This window comes from Rhodococcus sp. 27YEA15 (assembly GCF_049739425.1).
Classification (GTDB): domain Bacteria; phylum Actinomycetota; class Actinomycetes; order Mycobacteriales; family Mycobacteriaceae; genus Rhodococcus_F.
Window position 1 is genome coordinate 721,872 of sequence record NZ_JBMHHW010000001.1, and the last position, 19,520, is coordinate 741,391.

Annotated in this window: 14 protein-coding genes; 8 read left to right on the forward strand and 6 right to left on the reverse strand. The window is 65.2% G+C overall.

Annotation, left to right across the window (positions count from 1 at the left end; genetic code table 11):
• Positions 1-8 precede the first annotated feature (8 nt).
• Positions 9-2,045 carry an ArnT family glycosyltransferase gene (locus tag ABH922_RS03370; RefSeq protein ID WP_424805581.1) on the forward strand — a complete coding sequence of 679 codons (2,037 nt, stop codon included), beginning with the start codon at positions 9-11 and terminating at the stop codon, positions 2,043-2,045.
• A 49-nt stretch (positions 2,046-2,094) separates the two neighbouring features.
• On the opposite strand, the gene ABH922_RS03375 is transcribed toward ABH922_RS03370, so the two are convergent.
• Complete coding sequence (locus tag ABH922_RS03375) at positions 2,095-2,538, reverse strand: helix-turn-helix domain-containing protein (protein ID WP_424805582.1); 444 nt, start codon at positions 2,536-2,538, stop codon at positions 2,095-2,097.
• Positions 2,539-3,083: 545 nt separating this feature from the next.
• A complete protein-coding gene (locus ABH922_RS03380) occupies positions 3,084-4,346 on the reverse strand; it encodes a hypothetical protein (RefSeq protein WP_424805583.1) in 1,263 nt (420 codons plus the stop codon).
• A gap of 85 nt (positions 4,347-4,431) precedes the next feature.
• On the opposite strand from ABH922_RS03380, the gene ABH922_RS03385 reads away from it, so the two are divergent.
• The gene (locus tag ABH922_RS03385; RefSeq protein ID WP_424805584.1) at positions 4,432-5,262 is read left to right on the forward strand and encodes an FAD:protein FMN transferase; all 831 of its coding nucleotides are present in this window, start codon (positions 4,432-4,434) and stop codon (positions 5,260-5,262) included.
• 2 nt (positions 5,263-5,264) lie between these two features.
• Here the strand turns inward: ABH922_RS03385 and pgi are convergent, their stop codons facing one another.
• Positions 5,265-6,920 carry a glucose-6-phosphate isomerase gene (pgi, locus tag ABH922_RS03390; RefSeq protein WP_424805585.1) on the reverse strand — a complete coding sequence of 552 codons (1,656 nt, stop codon included), beginning with the start codon at positions 6,918-6,920 and terminating at the stop codon, positions 5,265-5,267.
• Between the two features lie 75 nt (positions 6,921-6,995).
• Complete coding sequence (locus ABH922_RS03395; protein ID WP_424805586.1) at positions 6,996-7,307, reverse strand: chorismate mutase; 312 nt, start codon at positions 7,305-7,307, stop codon at positions 6,996-6,998.
• Positions 7,308-7,661: 354 nt separating this feature from the next.
• On the opposite strand from ABH922_RS03395, the gene pcrA reads away from it, so the two are divergent.
• The gene (gene pcrA, locus ABH922_RS03400) at positions 7,662-10,133 is read left to right on the forward strand and encodes a DNA helicase PcrA (protein WP_424805587.1); all 2,472 of its coding nucleotides are present in this window, start codon (positions 7,662-7,664) and stop codon (positions 10,131-10,133) included.
• Positions 10,134-10,209: 76 nt separating this feature from the next.
• Here the strand turns inward: pcrA and ABH922_RS03405 are convergent, their stop codons facing one another.
• Positions 10,210-11,208, reverse strand: a complete 999-nt coding sequence (locus ABH922_RS03405) for a M23 family metallopeptidase (RefSeq protein WP_424805588.1) — start codon at positions 11,206-11,208, stop codon at positions 10,210-10,212.
• A gap of 391 nt (positions 11,209-11,599) precedes the next feature.
• Here ABH922_RS03405 and ABH922_RS03410 point away from each other — a divergent pair, with 391 nt between their 5' ends.
• The 3 genes from ABH922_RS03410 to sucD all read left to right on the forward strand — a co-directional run bounded on the left by ABH922_RS03410 (position 11,600) and on the right by sucD (position 15,716).
• Positions 11,600-13,450 carry a hypothetical protein gene (locus ABH922_RS03410; RefSeq protein ID WP_424805589.1) on the forward strand — a complete coding sequence of 617 codons (1,851 nt, stop codon included), beginning with the start codon at positions 11,600-11,602 and terminating at the stop codon, positions 13,448-13,450.
• A gap of 178 nt (positions 13,451-13,628) precedes the next feature.
• Positions 13,629-14,798 (forward strand): ADP-forming succinate--CoA ligase subunit beta, encoded by a 1,170-nt coding sequence (gene sucC / locus ABH922_RS03415; protein WP_424805590.1) that lies wholly within the window; start codon positions 13,629-13,631, stop codon positions 14,796-14,798.
• Positions 14,799-14,813: 15 nt separating this feature from the next.
• Positions 14,814-15,716, forward strand: coding sequence for a succinate--CoA ligase subunit alpha (gene sucD, locus ABH922_RS03420; RefSeq protein ID WP_424805591.1), 903 nt, complete (start codon positions 14,814-14,816; stop codon positions 15,714-15,716).
• Between the two features lie 36 nt (positions 15,717-15,752).
• On the opposite strand, the gene ABH922_RS03425 is transcribed toward sucD, so the two are convergent.
• Positions 15,753-16,394 carry a YigZ family protein gene (locus tag ABH922_RS03425; RefSeq protein WP_424805592.1) on the reverse strand — a complete coding sequence of 214 codons (642 nt, stop codon included), beginning with the start codon at positions 16,392-16,394 and terminating at the stop codon, positions 15,753-15,755.
• An 86-nt stretch (positions 16,395-16,480) separates the two neighbouring features.
• Between ABH922_RS03425 and ABH922_RS03430 the strand changes: the two genes are divergently transcribed.
• Complete coding sequence (locus tag ABH922_RS03430) at positions 16,481-17,839, forward strand: DUF5336 domain-containing protein (protein ID WP_424805593.1); 1,359 nt, start codon at positions 16,481-16,483, stop codon at positions 17,837-17,839.
• 239 nt (positions 17,840-18,078) lie between these two features.
• Entirely contained in the window at positions 18,079-19,446 is a 1,368-nt protein-coding gene (locus ABH922_RS03435; RefSeq protein WP_424805594.1) for a DUF6350 family protein, read from the forward strand.
• Positions 19,447-19,520 lie beyond the last annotated feature (74 nt).

Here is a 19,520-nt window from a genome sequence, read left to right on the forward strand (position 1 = left end):
AGTATGGTGTGACCCAGACCAGTGAACGCCCGATCCTCGAACCCGAATCACCGGGGCCGCGGCGATCGGTGTCCGTGCGAACGTGGCAGCGCATCGCACTCGGCGTGCTTCTCGTCGGTACGGCGATCGCCTACATCTGGAACATCTCGATCAACGGCAACGCCAACGAGTTCTACGCCGCCGCAGCGCAGGCCGGTTCGCAGAACTGGAAAGCTCTGCTGTTCGGATCACTCGACCCGGCCAATTTCATCACCGTCGACAAACCACCGCTCTCGCAATGGGTGATGGGACTCTCCGGACAGATCTTCGGCTTCAGTAGCGCGAGCATGCTGATTCCCGAGGCACTGATGGCAGTGGCCGCGGTGGCGTTGGTCTACGGCGCGATCTCCCGACTCGGCGGTGTCTGGGCCGGGCTGCTCGCCGGATCGGTATTGGCACTGACTCCTGTCGCGGCGTTGATGTTTCGCTTCGACAATCCGGACGCGGTGATGGTCCTGTTGATGACGGCAGCGGCATACTGCACCATCCGTGCGCTCGAACATGCCAGTGCCCGTTGGTTGGCTCTGGCCGGAGCGGCACTGGGATCGGCCTTCCTCGCCAAGATGCTCGAAGGCTTGATGGTGATGCCCGCGCTGGTGATCGCCTACCTCGTCGTCGCCCCCACATCACTGCCGAAGCGGCTTCTTCACCTGGTGGGTGCGTTGGTCTCGATGGTGATCACCTCGGGATGGTATGTGGTTCTCACACTGCTCTGGCCTGCAGGCTCCCGCCCGTACCTTGCGGGATCGACGGACGACAACTTCATGAACCTGGTGTTGGGTTACAACGGGATCGCCCGAGTTCTGGGACGAAATCACGGCGGGGCACCGCAAGGTACAGGAGCGGCAGGGCAGGCGGGAGCACTGAACGGCGGCTTCGGTGGGCGCGGTGGCGCGATGCCGGGTAGCACGCCTGCCGGCATCGGACGGCTGTTCAGCGGCGAATTCGGATACGAGATCTCCTGGCTGATCCCAGCCGCTCTCGTCGCATCGGTTCTGATTTTCGTGGCCCGCGGACGACGGCCTCGTACGGACGTGATCCGCGGTGGCGCACTGGTGTTCGGTGGTTGGCTGATCGTCGACAGTCTGGTGTTCAGCTACATGAGCGGAACGATCCACGCCTACTACACGCTTGCGGTAGCCCCTGCGATTGCCGGACTGATCGGCCTCGGGATCGGCGAGATGTGGCGAATACGTGATCGCCTGCTCGGTCGCATCGGTCTGGCAGCGATCACGATGTCCGCCGGAATCTGGGGGTTTGTTCTTCTTCAACGTAATTCGCACTGGATACCGGATCTCCGATGGCTGCTCCTGGCATTGGTGGTAGTGGGGTCGGTGGGATTCGTATTCACCTCGACCTCTCGCAGAGGACTACTGATGGCGACGGCATTGGCCTGCGCGCTGGTAGGCGGGCTCGGGGCGGGTTCCGCCTACGCCGTGGCGACATTCGAGCAGCCACACACCGGCGGAAGTCCGTCGGTGGGACCGGCATCGTCCGGCAGCAGCGCCAGGGCTGGTCAATTCGGTCCAGATGCAGGCGGTCGAGGTGCCGACAGTGCCGAGAGCCCCAGCGGTGCAGGAGGTGGCGGCGGCGGGTTCGGCACCACAGCGGACAGTCCAGCGCTGGATGCTCTGCTTCGGGCCACGAACACCACCTGGTCGGCGGCGATCGACAGGTCCTCGGCGGCGGCCACATTGGAACTCGGAAGCAACACGCCGGTGATGGCCATCGGCGGTTTCAGTAACGATCCGGTGCCCACCCTCGACGAATTCGTTTCCGATGTGGCGGACCACCGAGTCACCTACTTCGTCCAGCCGACACCAGTCCAGACGCAGGGAAATGCGACGGGCCGGGGCCAGGTCAGCGGTCCAGACGGTAGGGGACAGGAAGACGGCGGTGCACGAGCGGGAAGTCACGCGGACATCACCGCCTGGGTCACATCCCATTTCACCGCCACTACCGTCGACGGCTACACCGTCTACGACATGAGTGCGTATGCCGGGTGAGCCGATCGCGCCGACACCACCGTCTCCGTGCTGGTCGTAGGTGACCGAACTAGTCGCGCACGACCGGAGCGGTGTAGGTGCTGCAATCGGGTGGCACCGGTGGTAGCCCTTCCGATGCCCGCAGCTTCTCGGCGATGGAGGAGAGGAGATCCTGGGATTCGGTGGACAGATCAGCTGCCTTGCGGGTCAGTGACCTCAATTCCGCGTCGTGGAATTCCTCTACCACCGAACGGTCTTCCGCACTGGCCAGTTCCGGATCCTGGCGTGGCGTCGGGCCGAAGAAGTAGTCCGGGCCCACCTTGAAGTACTCGGCGAGTGCCAAAATCACCTGTTCCGATGGATTGGTCCGGACTCCGCTCCGCAACTGTGACAAATAGGGGGTGGAAATCCGGCAGCCCATCCGCGAAAGCGATTCCACCACTTGTGCGTTGGTAAGGCGAGGAGGCGCCGTCGGGTACAGCGCGTTCAAGCGGTCCTTGAATGAATCGACCACGGTTCCTCCTCTCGAGCGTGACTTGACGTCACAGCTACTTTGCAGTTTCACATAGTAGACGACGCTCTCGGTGACGGTACTGCTGTTGGATGTCTCCACCTGCGGTTATGGGGAAATTCGGTTCCCAAAGCCTGTGTAAAGTATGTGATTTACGCCTCGAACTGACCGTTCGGGTTCGCGACCGGGCGTAGGTGTGCGTTGGGGAGCTTCTTGTTTCAATAGCATTGTGGTGCAATTTATCTCGTCAAACGTGCGGCGTCGAAGCCGATATTGTCGTCCGGAAAACTGTGTCCGATATGTGCGCGACGGATGCTCGGAAGCTCTCAATAACGGACTTGTTGGGCATCGGTGCAGTGTGCGCGATATGCGCTACATCCGCATGTAGGTAGAAAAGTCTTAAATGACCGAACTGTCAATTCTGGTGCTGTCACCCTGATGTGGCGACCGGAAAGCCGAACGCGAGGCGATGTTCGCCGTCCCGGCTGCGTCGGCCGACTGGCACGACTGTCCAGGTTTGGTCATGGGCATCCGACGTCGCCCGCGACCTACCAGTACGCCGCCGAGAGCCCGAACTTCGAGAGCACGTGCAGGCCGCGGGTGCGTAACTCCTGGTTGTCGGAGGACTCGAAACTCACCAGCGACAACGTGTACACACCTTCCCGCAGGCACAGGTAGCCGGAAATTCGGGTGGGTGTCGCGTTCAACTGGGCCGTGGTGACGCCGGGATGAACGGCACGCACCGCCAGGCCGGCCGTTCGGTGGCTTCCGAAGCCGGTGACAGGAACGTCGCCGATGTTGGAGCCCAGAGCATCTCGCTGCCCTGGGCCCTCCACGAGGCGGCGCGCCAGCCGATCGGGTAACACCTGTAGAAGCTCCTCCGGAAAATTCGCCGGGCTCGACATCGGTGGAGCGGCGAACGCGTCACGACACAAGCGCCGTATTTCGGTGACACTCGTGTCCGGCCGAAGCGGCACCGCGACCATGGCGACCGCGTTCTCGACGCCGGCGGTGTTCATCCGGACATTCATCGGTACGCTCAGCGTCACCTCGCCTGATTCTTCTGCGCGGCGGGCAAGTTCGCCGACACACGCCAGAAACAGGCTGTTGGGCGTACCCCCGGCACAGGTCGCCGCGGTGTCCCACTGCTTCGCGTCGATTTCGAAGATCGCGCTGGTGATGCCGGCACGGCCTGGTCGCTCGGTGGCGGGCCGGGTCGGTGCGGTGAACCGTCGGAGCTCTGCGCGGCGGGCTCGACTGCCGATCAACCCGGCGACGGCTCGGGTGAGTCCGAAGCCGACCCGGGCAAGTGTTCCCACCGCATCTCGCAGATCGGACCCCGCACGAGCAGCCGTCGTCTCAGGACTGCGACCGTGCATCGCGTCGTCGAGCGCGTGGATCAGGCCACGGGCGTCGGCAATGACATGTGAACACGTCACCGAGACGATCGTGCCGCCGTCCACGACCCGGACGGCCGAAATCCGCCAGCCGGGACCACGCCGGGGGTCCACCGACACGAGTGCCTGCGCATCGGCCCAGTCGACGACACCCGATCGTTCGACGGGACCGCCGTCGATGTCGACTCGGTAACGGCGTCGATCGGCGACGAACGCCGGGCGCGCCCCCGGGACACTCGATCGACGCACCCGCCGCCCGAGCCGGCCGGCCGCCACCTTCTCGCACAGCTGTTCCAACTCCACCTCGGTGACGGCAGTGTCGGTGCGCCACACACCTTGCATGACGACGGGGAGCCCGAGCCCGTCGTGAGTCCACAGGAACAGTTCGTCGACGACGCTCAATCGGGTTCTCACGCCCGAAGTCTAAGGGGCCGACAGCGCCTGGCACCCGGCTCCTGACCGGCGCATACTCGATATCACGGCGAAGGGTAGAACTGTCATGGTCAGTGTCGAGAAGTGGACGATGTGGGATTCGGCTGTGGAAGTGGACGTCACCGAGGGGGCTGCGTCACCCGCAGCTCGTGCGCTGACCGCAGCCGTCGTCGCGGACACCGAGGCAGTATGCGACCTTGGACGTGGTGCCGCCGAGATTCACGCGGTGAACCTCGCACAGGGCACCCCGGTCAAGGTGACACACCGTATGGGGGACCTGCTGCGCTCGGCGCTGTGGGCAGCCCGCATGACCAACGGTGTCGTCAACCCACTTGCCGACAACTTCTCCGAGGACGAGTCGATTCCTCCGATTCACGCCGCTGTCACGTTCGAGGACGTACAACTCGACGGGGACGTGGTGTTCGCGCCCTGGGGTGCGTCGTTCGACATCGCGGGAATTGCGAAGGCGAACACCGTCGATCGAGCGGCTCGAAGTGTTGCGGCGACGCTGCAGTGTGGCGCCGCGGTGCGAATCGGTGACGTGATCGCGACAGCCGGACACGCACCGGCAGGTGGCTGGCAGATGTCGGTGCCCGCCGGCGGTGCCGCCCGACTATCTGGTGGCGGTGTTGTCGAACTGGTCAACGGAACCGCGATGGCGACAGCCCGCGAACCCGCCGGATCGTCCTGGGCGCCGAGGTCGGACCGGTCGTCCGGGCAGTGGGTGCAGGTTTCGGTGATTGCCGCCGACGCGGTGTGGGCATACGCGGCAGCGGAAGCGGCCCGGCTGAGCGGCGGCCTCGAATGGCTGGAGCAGCAGCGGCTTCGAGCACGCCTGGTGGATCGCTTCGGGCGGGTTCACACCACCGGAGACTGGTTCACCCCGCAGGCGCGGTGATGTCAGGACCGGCCGCGCTCTCGGCGGTACCAGTGCACCAACGCATCGGTGGAGGTGTCACCCAGATCGGTGGGGGCGGTCTCCGACGACAGTGCCGGACCTAGTTCGAGGGCCTGCGTCTTGCCCAGCTCGACACCCCACTGATCGAACGGATTGACGCCCCACACGGCACCCTCGACGAACACCTGATGCTCGTAGAGCGCGATCAATTGGCCGACCACCGACGGCGTCAAGGCCTTCGCCAGGATGGTCGTGCTGGGCCGGTTGCCCGGCATCACCTTGTGCGGCACCAACTCCAGCGCGGTTCCCTCGGCGGTGATCTCCTCGGCGGTCTTTCCGAATGCGAGCACCTTCGTCTGCGCGAAGAAGTTGCTCATGAGCAGATCGTGCATCGAACCCGTACCGTCGGCGGTCGGGAGGTCGTCGGTGGATTCCGCGAACCCGATGAAATCGGCGGGTATCAGCCACGTTCCCTGGTGCAAGAGCTGATAGAACGCGTGCTGACCGTTGGTGCCCGGCTCACCCCAGAAGATCTCGCCGGTGGAGGTGGACACGGGGGAGCCGTCGGCGCGGACCGACTTGCCGTTCGATTCCATCGTCAACTGCTGCAGGTAGGCCGGGAACCGGAGTAGATCGTTGGAGTACGGCAGCACGGCACGGGACTGCGCACCGAAGAAATTGGAGTACCAGAGCCCGACGAGACCGAGCAGGACCGGGGCGTTCTGTTCGAGCGGCTGGTTGCGGAAATGGGTGTCGATCTGATGGAAACCGTCGAGGAACTCGGCAAATCGAACCGGCCCGACGGCGCACATGACGGAAAGGCCGATCGCCGAGTCGACGGAGTACCGCCCGCCTACCCAGTCCCAGAACCCGAACATGTTGGCAGTGTCGATGCCGAACTCGGTGACGCGGTCGGCATTGGTGGATACGGCGACGAAATGCTTCGCCACGGCGGCGACGTCGTCGCTGCCCAGACCGGCGAACAGCCAACGCTTCGCGGCGGTGGCATTGGTGAGTGTCTCGAGTGTGGAGAACGTCTTCGACGCAACGACGAACAGCGTCGTTTCGGCATCGAGGTCCGCGAGTTGACCGACGAGATCGACCGGATCGATGTTCGAGACGAAGCGGACACCGATCCCCGCGTCGGCGTAGTGCCGCAGCGCGCGATAGACCATCACCGGGCCCAGGTCGGATCCGCCGATACCGATGTTGACGATCGTGCGGATCTGCCGGCCGGTCGCCCCGGTCCACTCACCGCTGCGTACCCGATCGGCGAATGCGCCCATCGCGTCCAGAACGCCGTGTACGTCGGCGACGACGTCCTGACCGTCCACCGAGAGTTCGGCGTCCCGTGGAAGACGGAGCGCCGTATGGAGCACCGCACGATCTTCGGAGCTGTTGATGTGATCCCCGGCGAACATCGCGTCGCGGCGCTCCTCCACCCCGGCCTGCCTGGCCAGATCGAGCAACAACTCGAGAGTCTTCCGGTCGACCCGATGCTTGCTGTAGTCGATGTGGAGGTCGCCGGCGTCGACGGTCAACTCTCGCCCGCGCGCCGGGTCGTCGTCGAAAAGCGTCCGCAGGTGAACGCTCTCGATCTTCGCGTGATGTGCACGAAGTTCCTGCCAGGCCGAGGTTTCGGTGATGTCGATGCTCACAAGAATCGACTGTAACGGCCCGGCCGGGAAACTTCTGGGTGTATCTCGGCGGCAGCTGCGGTGCGACGGGATCGGTTAGTGACCCAGGCGTCCGCGGCCGAGACGCAGAAGCAGCATGGCCAGCGTGTGGCCCTCCTGGCCCAGATCGTTGAATCGCTCGATGACTTTCATTTCGCGGCTGTGCACCAGGCGCGTGCCACCCGAAGCCATGCGGGTGCGGCCGATGATCTGGGAGACTTCGGACCGGCGCTTGATCGCGGCGAGGATCTCGGCGTCGAGGCGGTCGATTTCCTTGCGGAGCTCGTCGATCTCCGCTTCGCTCGGCGGAACACTCTCGACGGCGGAAGCGGAGGAGTTGCCTTCGGGGGCCGGTGCTTGCGTGCTCATGATGATTCGTCTCTTCTTTCTTTTCGCGTGGATGGTGCTGTCGGGCTCGGTTCGACATCCGATCCAGGCGCACTGACGAAAAAACCCCGGATCCGATGCGGACCAGGGGCACGTGAGCAGCTGACTTTCACGGGCACCGAGGTCCGGTGCCCGTAAAGTATCGCCATCGCAGACCGGTGGAGCCGGTCGTATCGGTGACGGAAGTGCTGAACATGGGTTCCAGTTTGCCACGGGGCAGGTAGGTAGTCCAAGTGCGTCCAGATGTCGGGAGAGGTTGTCGATACCGGACGGACCAGCCGCACGCACGGGACTGTGCGCGTCGGTGTCGGTGCGCGACGGTAGCGTGGACAGACGATGAACACGTATCCAGCACTCGGTGAGCACGACGGGCAACCCCACGACGTCCACGGGGGTGGTTCGGACGCGGAGTCGCTGCTGGAAGGCCTCAATCCCCAACAGCGGGAGGCGGTCGTCCATACCGGAGCGCCACTGCTGATCGTGGCGGGCGCGGGTTCGGGCAAGACGGCAGTGCTGACTCGCCGAATCGCCTATCTACTGGCCGAGCGAGGTGTCACCCCCGGCCAGATCCTGGCCATCACGTTCACCAACAAAGCCGCCGCGGAGATGCGGGAACGAGTCGCGGCCCTGGTCGGCCCGCGGGCCAACAGCATGTGGGTCTCGACATTCCACTCGAGTTGCGTGCGGATCCTCCGCGCGCAGGCCGCGCTCCTTCCCGGCCTGAACTCGAATTTCTCCATCTACGACGCCGACGACTCGCGGCGGCTGCTGACGATGATCTCGAAAGACCTCGAGATCGACACCAAACGCTATTCGGCTCGACTGCTCTCGACGCACATCTCCAACCTCAAGAACGAGCTCGTCGATCCGGAGGAAGCCGTCGCCGCCGCGGACAAGGACCCGTCCGAACTGCCACGCCTGGTCGCCAAGGTCTACGGCCACTACCAGCAGCGCCTGCGAGCCTCCAACGCACTCGACTTCGACGACCTGATCGGGGAGACCGTCGCCCTGCTGCAGGCATTTCCGCAGATCGCCGAGTACTACCGCCGGCGCTTTCGGCAGGTGTTGGTCGACGAGTACCAGGACACCAACCACGCCCAGTACATGCTGGTGCGGGAATTGGTGGGTGGTGCGGGCGACTCCGATCACGGTGTGGCTCCGGCCGAGCTGTGCGTCGTCGGTGACGCCGACCAGTCCATCTACGCTTTCCGTGGTGCCACCATCCGGAACATCGAGGAATTCGAGCGGGACTACCCCGACGCGCGCACCATTTTGCTCGAGCAGAACTACCGATCCACCCAGAACATCCTCTCCGCGGCAAACTCCGTGATCTCCAAGAACACCGGCAGGCGTGAGAAGCGGCTGTGGACCGATTCCGGTGAGGGTGACCTGATCGTCGGATACGTCGCGGACAACGAGCACGACGAGGCGTCGTTCGTCGCCTCCGAAATAGACCGCCTGGTGGACTCCGGCGACACCAAGTTCGCGGACATCGCAGTCTTCTACCGCACCAACAACTCTTCCCGTGCACTCGAAGAGATCTTCATTCGCCTCGGTGTCCCGTACAAAGTGGTCGGTGGTGTCCGCTTCTACGAGCGCAAGGAAGTCCGCGACATCGTGGCGTATCTGCGGGTGCTCGCCAACGAAGACGACACGGTCAGCTTGCGCCGCATACTCAACACGCCGCGCCGAGGCATCGGTGATCGGGCCGAAGCCTGCGTTGCCGTGCACTCCGAGCATCGCAACATCAGCTTCGCGGCAGCTTTACGGGACGGCGCGGAAGGTAAAGTCGCACTTCTGAATACGCGTTCACAGAAGGCGATAGCCGCATTCGTCGACATGATGGACGGACTGCGCACACTCCTGCCCGCCGTTTCGGTGGACGGGGACCGAGCATCCGAACTCGGCGACATCGGCGAGGTGGCCGAGGCCGTGCTCGAGCGCACCGGATACCGTGCCGAACTTGCCGCGAGCAGCGATCCCCAAGATGGCGCCAGGCTCGACAATCTGAACGAACTGGTAAGTGTGGCAAGGGAATTCAGTTCCGATGCCAGAAATGCCGCCGGCCTGGTGGACGAGGACGACGGCGAGATCGCGGCCATGCGTGAGGGTGAACCCGATCCGGGTTCACTGGCCGCCTTCCTCGAGCGGGTCTCGCTGGTAGCCGACGCAGACCAGTTGCCGGACAACGACGACGGCGTCGTCACGATGATGACGCTGCACACCGCCAAGGGTTTGGAGTTCCCGGTCGTGTTCGTCACCGGCTGGGAAGACGGACAGTTTCCGCACATGCGCGCGCTCGGCGACCCGGCGGAACTCTCCGAAGAGCGCCGTCTCGCCTACGTCGGTATCACGCGCGCTCGCCGGCGTCTCTATCTCACCCGGGCGATCATGCGGTCGGCGTGGGGTCAACCCATCCAGAACCCGGCGTCACGGTTCATCCAGGAAATCCCGCCGGACTTGATCGACTGGCGTCGTGAAGACCCGGGCGTCGGAGCTGGTGGCTTCGGTAGCGGCCGGCCGGGATACGGCGGTGGGTCCGGGGGCAGCGGTCGGTACGGAAACCAGGGTGGGCAGGCATACGGTGGACGGAACGACACGCCTGCACCGAGTTTCGGTGCTTCGCGTGGCCGTAACAACAGTCTGGTCCTGGCGGTCGGTGATCGCGTCAGTCACGACAAGTACGGACTGGGCACAGTGCTCGAGACGAAAGGCGCCGGCCCCACCGCTACGGTGACCATCGATTTCGGCAGCGCGGGCAAGGTGCGGCTGATGTTGATCGGCGGCGTGCCGATGGTAAAACTCTGACTTGCGAGCTTCGGTGACCTGAAACGACTTTCGGCCCGCACCTTCAGGTGCGGGCCGAAAGTGACGGGTAGGAAAATCAGTCCTGCTCGACCCCGAGGCTGATACCGCGCGATGCGAGCCAGGGGAGCGGATCGATCTTGTTCTCGCCGGCTAGATGGACTTCGAAGTGCAGGTGCGGGCCGGTGGAGAAGCCGCGGTTTCCGACCGTTGCGATCTGATCGCCCGCCATGACCTGCTGACCGACGGTCACGGTCGAGGTGTCGATGTGGCCGTACACGGTGATGGTTCCATCGGCGTGCTGTAGTCGAACCCACATTCCGAAGCCGGATGCCGGGCCGGAATCGATGACCTTGCCGTCCGCGACGGCGACGATGGGCGTCCCGATGGGGGCTGCGATGTCCACGCCGGCATGGAGCGTGCCCCAGCGGGTCCCGAAGTTGGATGTGAACGTACCGACGGCGGGCAGGACGAACAGCGGGCGCCGCGCGGCAGCCTCACGCGCAGCGCGTTCGTCACTGAATCGCTGGCCTTTGGCAAGTAGATTGCTGAACTGAGAGAGATCGGTGGGAGCGGCGACGTTGAGGACCTGTGGTGCGTCGGCCTCGGTGGTGGACGACGTCGATGCCGCGGGCGCGAACTGAGCTGCCTGTGGTTCGGCCGTCGTGCCGATCGGGGAGGATTCGTTGGCCAGCGCCACATCCGAATGGCTCGCCGAACCGGGGGAGTTGTCGACAACCGCTTGACCTGCGGCCACTACTGCGCCTGCGGCGACAGCCAGAACGGCGGCCCGGCCCTTGAGCGCGGACGGTGGGGTCGGCAGGCGGTGAGCGCCACCGCGTCGAGTCGGAGCGTCGACGTCGTCGGTCCGAATGTCGTCGTGGTGCATGGGCGCGGACTCGACCGTCTCGGTGGAGAGGGAATCCGGAATTGAAATTCGGGACAAGGTTTCGTGCTCGAATTCTTCGTCCCCGGATTCGATGTAACGCGGGGCGTCGAAGGTCGGATAAGCAGTGGTGACCTGGTCGTCGGCAGATTTGACGAACCTACTGCTGGTGAACTGGCTGCGGTGTGGCATATGCCGGTTCTCTCCTCAGGTTCGTGACCACTTCGTGACTCAGACCGATTGACGGTAACGAAATGGTTGCGACGGGCGCAACCTGTGCCGGAAACCCGTCCAATATTGTGATGTGGCTCACACTCTGACCTGGGCTTATGTCGATTCGGTCAAAGTGGACGCGGGTTTCGCGCGGGTATTCGGAGCCTGGCGCGCAGGCGTCGAAACGGTGAACGAGAGCGATTCGGGAGTCCGAATTGTCACCAAGAGGTCACGATCTGGGTAAAGCGCATGTAACGGATAATTCCCCGTCGACTCGGGGCCAGGCGTCCGAGGGTACCGGTCCCCGGCGTGTACAGATCGTGCGTGTCACAACCCCGCCTCCCGTGGGTGCAGGCACTACCGTCGGAGGGTGTCGAGAACCTCGGTCGAGAACCTTCCAGCGCCGCCGAACCGACAGCAACCGCGCCGGCTCGTCACCTCGGCCGTCGTCGTCGCGTCGATCGGAGCGCTCTGCGTGGCGCTCGCTCCGATCGTCGGGGTAGGACGAACCGGCCGCGGAACCGAGATGACCGGCCCGCTGTGGTCGGCCGCGCTCGTCAGTGCGCTCTGCGTCCTCGCCGTGCCGCTCGTCGCGGCACTGAACACCAGGCGGCGACCGGAGTTCTCGGCTGCCCTGCTTGCCGGACTCGGGGCAAGCGCGATCGGCGCCCTCGTGCTCGACCTCCAACTGTTCGTCGGCGCGATCGACGCCAATCGGCTCGAACTGTTCCGACCCGCCTCGACGGCAGCGATCGAGCCGGGCGTCGGCGCCTACATGACCGTGCTCGGGCACGGCCTCCTCGTCCTGAGTGGGGCGCTGGGACTGGCGCAGGTGTATCGCGAATCGGAACGTGACGGATACGGCGACGCCCGCGTGCCGGAATTCGTCGGACGCTCGGTCGGCGCCCGAATCGGAGGCTGGGCGGGATCAGCGGCCGCTCTGGCCGCGATCGGTTTCGTGCTCGCCCTGTTCGGTCCGGCATTCACGTCTTCGGATCCGATTTTCCTGGCCCGACCGTTGGTCGACTCGCCGGTATCGATGGCGGTGGGCGCAGCGCTGCTCGGGGCGGCAGTGCTCGTCGTGACCGCGTCGGCACTGACCGCTGTGTCCGCCCTCGCCGGATCCGGAGCGCTGATCGGCGTCGGTGTCGGAGCCCTGAACCTCGGCGGCACACGCGCGGCCGCGGGACTGACCGCCGGTGATCGCATCGGAGTCGGTACGGGTTCGACGGTGGCAGCAGCTTGCGCGGTGATCATCGTCGTCGTCGGCATCGCCGTTCCGGCCCTGGCGATTGCGCGCGAAAGTCGGGTGCTCGCAGCGAAGGCGCCGATCCGATCGAATCCCCCCACGTCCAAGCGGGCGGTCCGGGACGCGTTGGCGGCCGAGTCCGCAGCAGCGCGAGCGCGCGGGCGCAGTCGGCATCGGATCGCCGGTGTCGGCGGCGTCACGACGGCGGCGCTGGCGGTGCTGGGAACAGTACTGCCGTTGCTGACTCTTCCCGACGGGATCTCCAGTCCGTCCATCTCGACCGTGCGCATCGTGATCCTGGCGGCCGTCGTTCTGATGATCCCCTCGGTCGGTCTGTTCGTTTCCCGCCTCGCTCCGACGGTCCGGCCCGTCGTGGGAGTGGTCTGGACTGCCGTCGCGATGGGGATCGGGGCGGTACTGCAGTCCGTGGCCGTCGCCACCGATGTTCCGGGCGTCGGTGTCGGTGCCGGAGCCCTCGTTCTCGGTGTGGCCGCGGTGTGCTCTGCGCTGACCGGTCTGGCCGTGGCGAGTGCCGGAAGTGCCGAACGCGACGACGTCGACACATCTTCCGCCGCTGCCGTACGTCTACCCGTCCTGATCGTCGGCGGGGCGGGTGCGGCGGCAGTTCTGATCGGCACCGCACTGCCGCTCTACCGAGGAGTCGACTACACGGCGCCGTCGGTACTGGGATGGCCGTGGGGGCTGGACACCTGGGGTCAGCTGACGATCGGGATCGCCGCCGTCGGTGCCGCTGTCGTCGCCGCGTACGCCCGGCCGGTCCGGGCAGCCGCGCTACTGTGCGGATCCGCGCTGGCCGCAGCCGTGTACGTGGCCGGATGGCCGCTCCTGTCGGCTCGCGTGGTAGATCCGACCGTGGGCGTGGGCGCGATCACAGCCGGGGCGGGCATAGTGTTGTCGATCGTTGCGGCGGTGCTCTCGATCCGGGCCCGGCACCAGCAAAACTGGTCCTGACCCACTCGGCGCGTCGCCCCTGCTGCCCGGTGAGACTAATCTCATCGTCCCAGGTGCGTGACTTGGACCACATACCATGTGTGTGGTCGTAAAAGGCACGTGGCGACTGGTTAAAGTCCTGAAAAGACCCGCTCCTATCCCCTCGAGCGGGTGTCAACGCAGACGAGACGGTGAGCAGATGGATCTCTTCGAATACCAGGCGAAGGAACTCTTCGCCAAGCATGGAGTGCCGACTTCAGCTGGACGTGTAACCGACACGGTGGCCGGCGCCCGCGAGATTGCCGAAGAAATCGGCAAGCCCGTGATGGTCAAGGCGCAGGTCAAGGTCGGTGGCCGCGGCAAGGCCGGCGGCGTCAAGTACTCTCCCGACGTCGACGCCGCAGTGGCGAACGCCGAGGCAATCCTGGGCCTGGACATCAAGGGCCACGTCGTCAAGAAGCTGCTGGTCGCCGAGGCAAGTGACATTGCCGAGGAGTACTACATCTCCTTCCTGCTCGACCGCACCAACCGCACCTACCTGGCCATGTGTTCGGTCGAGGGCGGCGTCGAGATCGAGGTCACCGCCGAGGAGAACCCCGACGCTCTCGCCAAGATCCCCGTCGACGCGGTCAAGGGTGTCGACCTCGCGTTCGCGCGCAGCATCGCCGAGGCAGGCAAGCTCCCCGCCGAGGTGCTCGATGCAGCGGCCGTGACGATCCAGAAGCTGTGGGAGGTCTTCATCGGCGAAGACGCACTCCTCGTCGAGGTCAACCCCCTCGTCCGCACGCCCGACGACCAGATCCTCGCCCTCGACGGCAAGGTCACCCTGGACGAGAACGCGGCATTCCGTCAGCCCGGCCACGAGGCCTTCGAAGATCGTGACGCCACCGATCCCCTCGAGCTCAAGGCCAAGGAAAACGATCTCAACTACGTCAAGCTCGACGGTGAGGTCGGAATCATCGGTAACGGCGCAGGCCTGGTCATGTCCACCCTGGACGTCGTCGCCTACGCCGGCGAGAACCACGGCGGCGTCAAGCCCGCCAACTTCCTCGACATCGGCGGCGGAGCCTCCGCAGCCGTCATGGCCGCCGGCCTCGACGTCATCCTGAACGACGCACAGGTCAAGAGCGTCTTCGTGAACGTCTTCGGCGGCATCACCGCCTGTGACGCGGTTGCCAACGGCATCGTGGGCGCGCTGCAGACCCTGGGCGACGAGGCCAACAAGCCGCTCGTCGTGCGCCTGGACGGAAACAACGTCGAAGAGGGTCGCCGCATCCTCGCCGAGGCCAACCACCCGCTGGTCACGGTCGTCGCAACCATGGACGAGGCTGCCGACAAGGCTGCCGAACTCGCTCACGCAGCGAAGTAAGGGACTCACAGAACAATGGCAATCTTCCTCACCAAGGATTCAAAGGTCATCGTCCAGGGCATCACCGGCGGCGAGGGCACCAAGCACACCGCCCTGATGCTCAAGGCAGGCACCCAGGTCGTCGGCGGCGTGAACGCACGCAAGGCCGGCACCACGGTTTCGCACGTCGCCGCTGACGGTTCCCCCGTCGAGCTCCCCGTCTTCGCGACCGTCGAAGAGGCCATCAAGGCAACCGGCGCCGACGTCTCCATCGCGTTCGTTCCGCCGGCATTCTCCAAGGACGCCATCGTCGAGGCCATCGACGCCGAGATCCCGCTCCTCGTGGTCATCACCGAGGGCATCCCGGTTCAGGACTCCGCCTACGCCTGGGCGTACAACGAGTCCAAGGGCAAGAAGACCCGCATCATCGGACCCAACTGCCCCGGCATCATCACCCCGGGTGAGGCGCTCGTCGGCATCACGCCCGCCAACATCGCCGGCACCGGCCCCATCGGCCTCGTCTCCAAGTCGGGCACCCTGACCTACCAGATGATGTACGAACTCCGTGACTTCGGCTTCTCCACCGCCATCGGCATCGGCGGCGACCCGGTCATCGGCACCACGCACATCGACGCCATCGAGGCATTCGAGAACGACCCCGACACCAAGGTCATCGTGATGATCGGTGAGATCGGTGGCGACGCCGAAGAGCGTGCAGCCGACTACATCAAGGCCAACGTCACCAAGCCGGTCGTCGGCTACGTGGCAGGTTTCACCGCCCCCGAAGGCAAGACCATGGGCCACGCCGGCGCCATCGTCTCCGGTTCCTCGGGAACGGCTCAGGCCAAGCAGGAAGCCCTCGAAGCCGCAGGCGTGAAGGTCGGCAAGACGCCGTCCGCCACCGCTGCACTCGCTCGCGAGATCCTGCAGTCGCTGTAGGGGCTTCGCCCCTGTGCGCCTTTTCGGTAGTTCCCACTACCGGAAAGGCGCACAGGGGGTATCTACCCACATCGTCCCGGCCGGCTCCATCTGCCCGGCCCCGGACGTGACGGAAGCAACGATCGATTCGAGATCGTCGGCGTCGTCTGTAGCGAGAGTCATGACCGCTTTCGATCCGTATGTAGTCCCGAGCACCGAAACACCTCGCGCACGCAACTCGGCTTCCACCCGACCCGCTTCGGAGTGCCGAATCCCCAAGGTGCGTAGAACTCTCTCTTTCCGCACCACCAATTCAGCCGAATCCAGTGCCGCCGACACCGCGCCCGAATACGCGCGCACCAATCCGCCCGCACCGAGTTTGACTCCGCCGAAGTATCTGGTGACCACGACGATCACATCGACCAGATCGCGACTCTTGAGTACCTGAAGCATCGGCACCCCGGCAGTACCGCCGGGTTCGCCGTCGTCAGTGGACCGCTCGACACGCGAATTCGCGTCGTACCCGATCACGAAAGCCGAACAATGGTGCCGGGCATCGGGATACGACGATTTCTGGGAGGCGAGGAAACTCTGAGCGGCTTCGGTGCCGTCGATTCTGGCGAGCGACGCAATGAACCTCGAGTGCTTGACCTCCGTCTCCACAGTGTGTTCGGTGCCGGGAACGAGAGTCAGCATCATCTGCCTATTGTGTCCTGTCGGTGTTAGCGTCCCCAGTGGACACACCTAGGCTGACAGCTACCGAAGACCGTCTACGAGGAGAAGTCATGACGTTCACGCCGCAAGGGCCCAATTTCGGGCCGCCGCCGCAGCCGGCATCCGGCAGTGGCATCAAGAATCTCGGATCTCTCCTGCTCATCGCCGTGGCGGTGCTCGGCCTGATCACCTTCCTACTCGGATTCGCGCCCTTCCGCTCCTTCGGCGGCGGAACCGTCTACCAAGCCAGTTTCAGCGGCTTCGACGCCGGCTTCAAGGGCCTCGGGTTCGTGCTGGCCGCCGGCATCGTCGCGGCGGTTTCCCTTCTCCCCAAGCAGGCATTCGTCGGGATAGCGGCAGCATTGTCGTTGACCGGCTTCGTGGTTCTCCTGTTCGAGGCGTTCACCGGCCAATTCGGGGCCGGGCAAGACGTAGACCTCGGGATCGGATGGGGTGCGATCGTCGCCCTGCTACTCGGCTTCGTCCAGGCCGCCGCCGCTGTGGCCGCACTACTGTTCGACATCGGGATAGTGAAAGCACCAGCGCCTCGCCCCGTTGCAGCCCAGCAGCCTTTCGGTGCGCCTGCACAGGGATTCGGCCAGAACCAGTACGGTCGCCCGCAGCCCCCGCAGGGCTACACGCCAGGGCAGCAGCAGTACGGACAGCAACCGCAGCAACAGGGCTACGCCGCTGGGACGTCGGCGCACGCTGCACCGGCCGAAGGCGCAGGCGGGCAGCAGTACGGCCAGTCGACCCCGAGCTACGGGCAGAGTGCGCCGTACGGTTCGCCGGATCAGAGCGCGCCGTACGGTTCACCGGATCAGAGTGCGCCGTACGGTTCGCCGGATCAGAGCGCCCAGTACGCTTCGCCCGCGTCGAGTACACAGTCCTCGACGCCGGCCGAGCCGCCCACCCAGGCATATCAACAATCGAGCTACCAGCCGACCGGTTACGCACCCGACAATCCGGCCGGAGGACAGTCGACTGCGACCGGGCAGTCAGCCCCCTACGGCGGTTACGCGCCTCAAACGCCCGGCTACCCGACGCAACAGACACCGAGCTATTCGTCCGAACAGTTCACTGCGCCCCGAAGCTACAGCCAGCAGTCATCGCCCCAGAATGCGCCGCAGCATCAGGCACCTGGTCAGCATCAGGCACCTGGACAACAGCAAGGAACCGCGCAGCATCAGAGTGCGCCGCAGACCTCGGCCTACGAGGCCCCGTCCGGGTTCGAGCCACCCACAGCGTTCGAGCCGCCGGCATCGGCTGGTTACGAGCCTTCGGCATCGGCTGGTTACGAGCCTTCGGCATCAGCTGGTTACGAGCCTTCGGCATCGGTGGACCCTCAGCCCGCGGAGTCCGCTCCCAGCGATGACCGGCCCGCCGACACCACGGCATTCGACGCACAGAACCCTGATCGTCACCCCTGACCTCGTACCGACCCGTACCTGACAAAACTGTGGCCTCCGACTCGCGATACTGGTCGGAGGCCACAGTTCCGCCGTCACTGCGGCGCGCCTGAACACGTGCCGCAGTGGTGAGTGAAACCCTGAAAGGGATGACTTCCTTGACTGACCGGAGCCGGTCCCGCCGAACTCCACCGCGACCCGGGCGCATACGTGGAAGTGGCCGAGCACCGGACGGTGAAGTGGCACGCCGCCTACTAACCGTGGCATTTCGGACATCCGGGCTGACGTTGCTGGTGATTTCGGCTGTGGTCGTGTTCACTCTCATCTCCGTGAGCAGCGACCTCGCTGGCCTGCTGGGCGCGATCGGTGCGGTATGGCTGGCCGTACATCAGGTTCCGGTCACCGTCGACGGAGTCGACCTCGGAGTGCTCCCGATGCTGCCCACCGCCGTGTTGATGTGGACAGTGGCGCGCCGGTGTGCGTCATCGGCATCGGCCGCTGACACGCGTCAGGATTCACTTCGGCTGATCGGTGCCGCCATTGCCGGCCCTCTGACCGTCACGGCCATTGCCCTGGCCGTGATCGCGGATATCTCGGGTGCGATCCCGCTGTCGAGTCCGGACGCGCTGCTCGCGCTGGGTTGGGTGATCGGTATACACCTGGTGTCGGCCACCGTGGGCGTACTCGCCGCGCACTGGGACGGCGTCGTCGCAGTCGTACCCCCGTGGGTTGCAGCCGCCGTGCGCCCCGGCGCTGCCATTTCGGCCGCATTGCTGGCCGCCGGAGCCGTAACGGTAGCGGTGTCGCTGGTGTACTCGTACTCGACCGTCGGAGAGCTGCTCGAACGCGGCAACGGATTCGTCGGCGGTCTCGGATTGACCGTTCTCTCGGTGCTGTACCTGCCGAATCTGGTGGTGGGTGCGGCCGCCGTATTGACCGGGGCCAGCGCAGACCTCGGCGCGGTGTCGATCAACGTGTTCGGCAACATCGGGGGAGATCTTCCGCCGCTTCCGCTCCTCGGCGCTGTTCCGGCCGGAGTCGGCGGTGGCGTGTGGCCGATTCTGCTGCTTGTTCCCGCCGCGATCGGTGTGTGGCTCGGCCGGTACTGTGCGCGGGCGGTCGGTGGGCAGGATTCGGTGCTGACGGTCCTGGCCGCGTCCGCCGGTGCCGGAATAGTCATGGCCGCCTTGGCCCTGACGAGTGGGGGAGATCTGGGCCGGTTCGGGGCGGTCGAGGTGCCGTGGTGGGCATTCGGTCTCCTCACGTTCGCGTGGCTCGGCCTGTTCGGCGCCGCCACCGCCGTCATCGTGGCCTGGATCGCGCATCGCGACGAGCACGCAGCGGAGGACGAACCCGCAGAGGAAATCGAGCCGGAGGACGAGCCGACCGCAACTCAGCCGACAGCAACTCAGCCGACCGCAGCTCTGGAAGAGCGGCGCGACGAGACCCGGGAGCGTGTTGCACTCGAGGCCGAGATCGTCGACGACACGCCGGAGACTCCGGTGCAGGAACCCACCGCCGTCGTCGACGACGTGGAGGTCGTCGACGCAGAGGTGATCGACCCGTCGACGACGGAGGGCACGGACGAGGGTGACCTGCCCTCGCACGCCGAGAAGCCCAGCGACTAGGCTGTGGTGCGGCCGATACTCCGGCCACATCGAATTTCTAGTTCTCAGGAGTAGAGCGCTGACTGCCTCGGCCG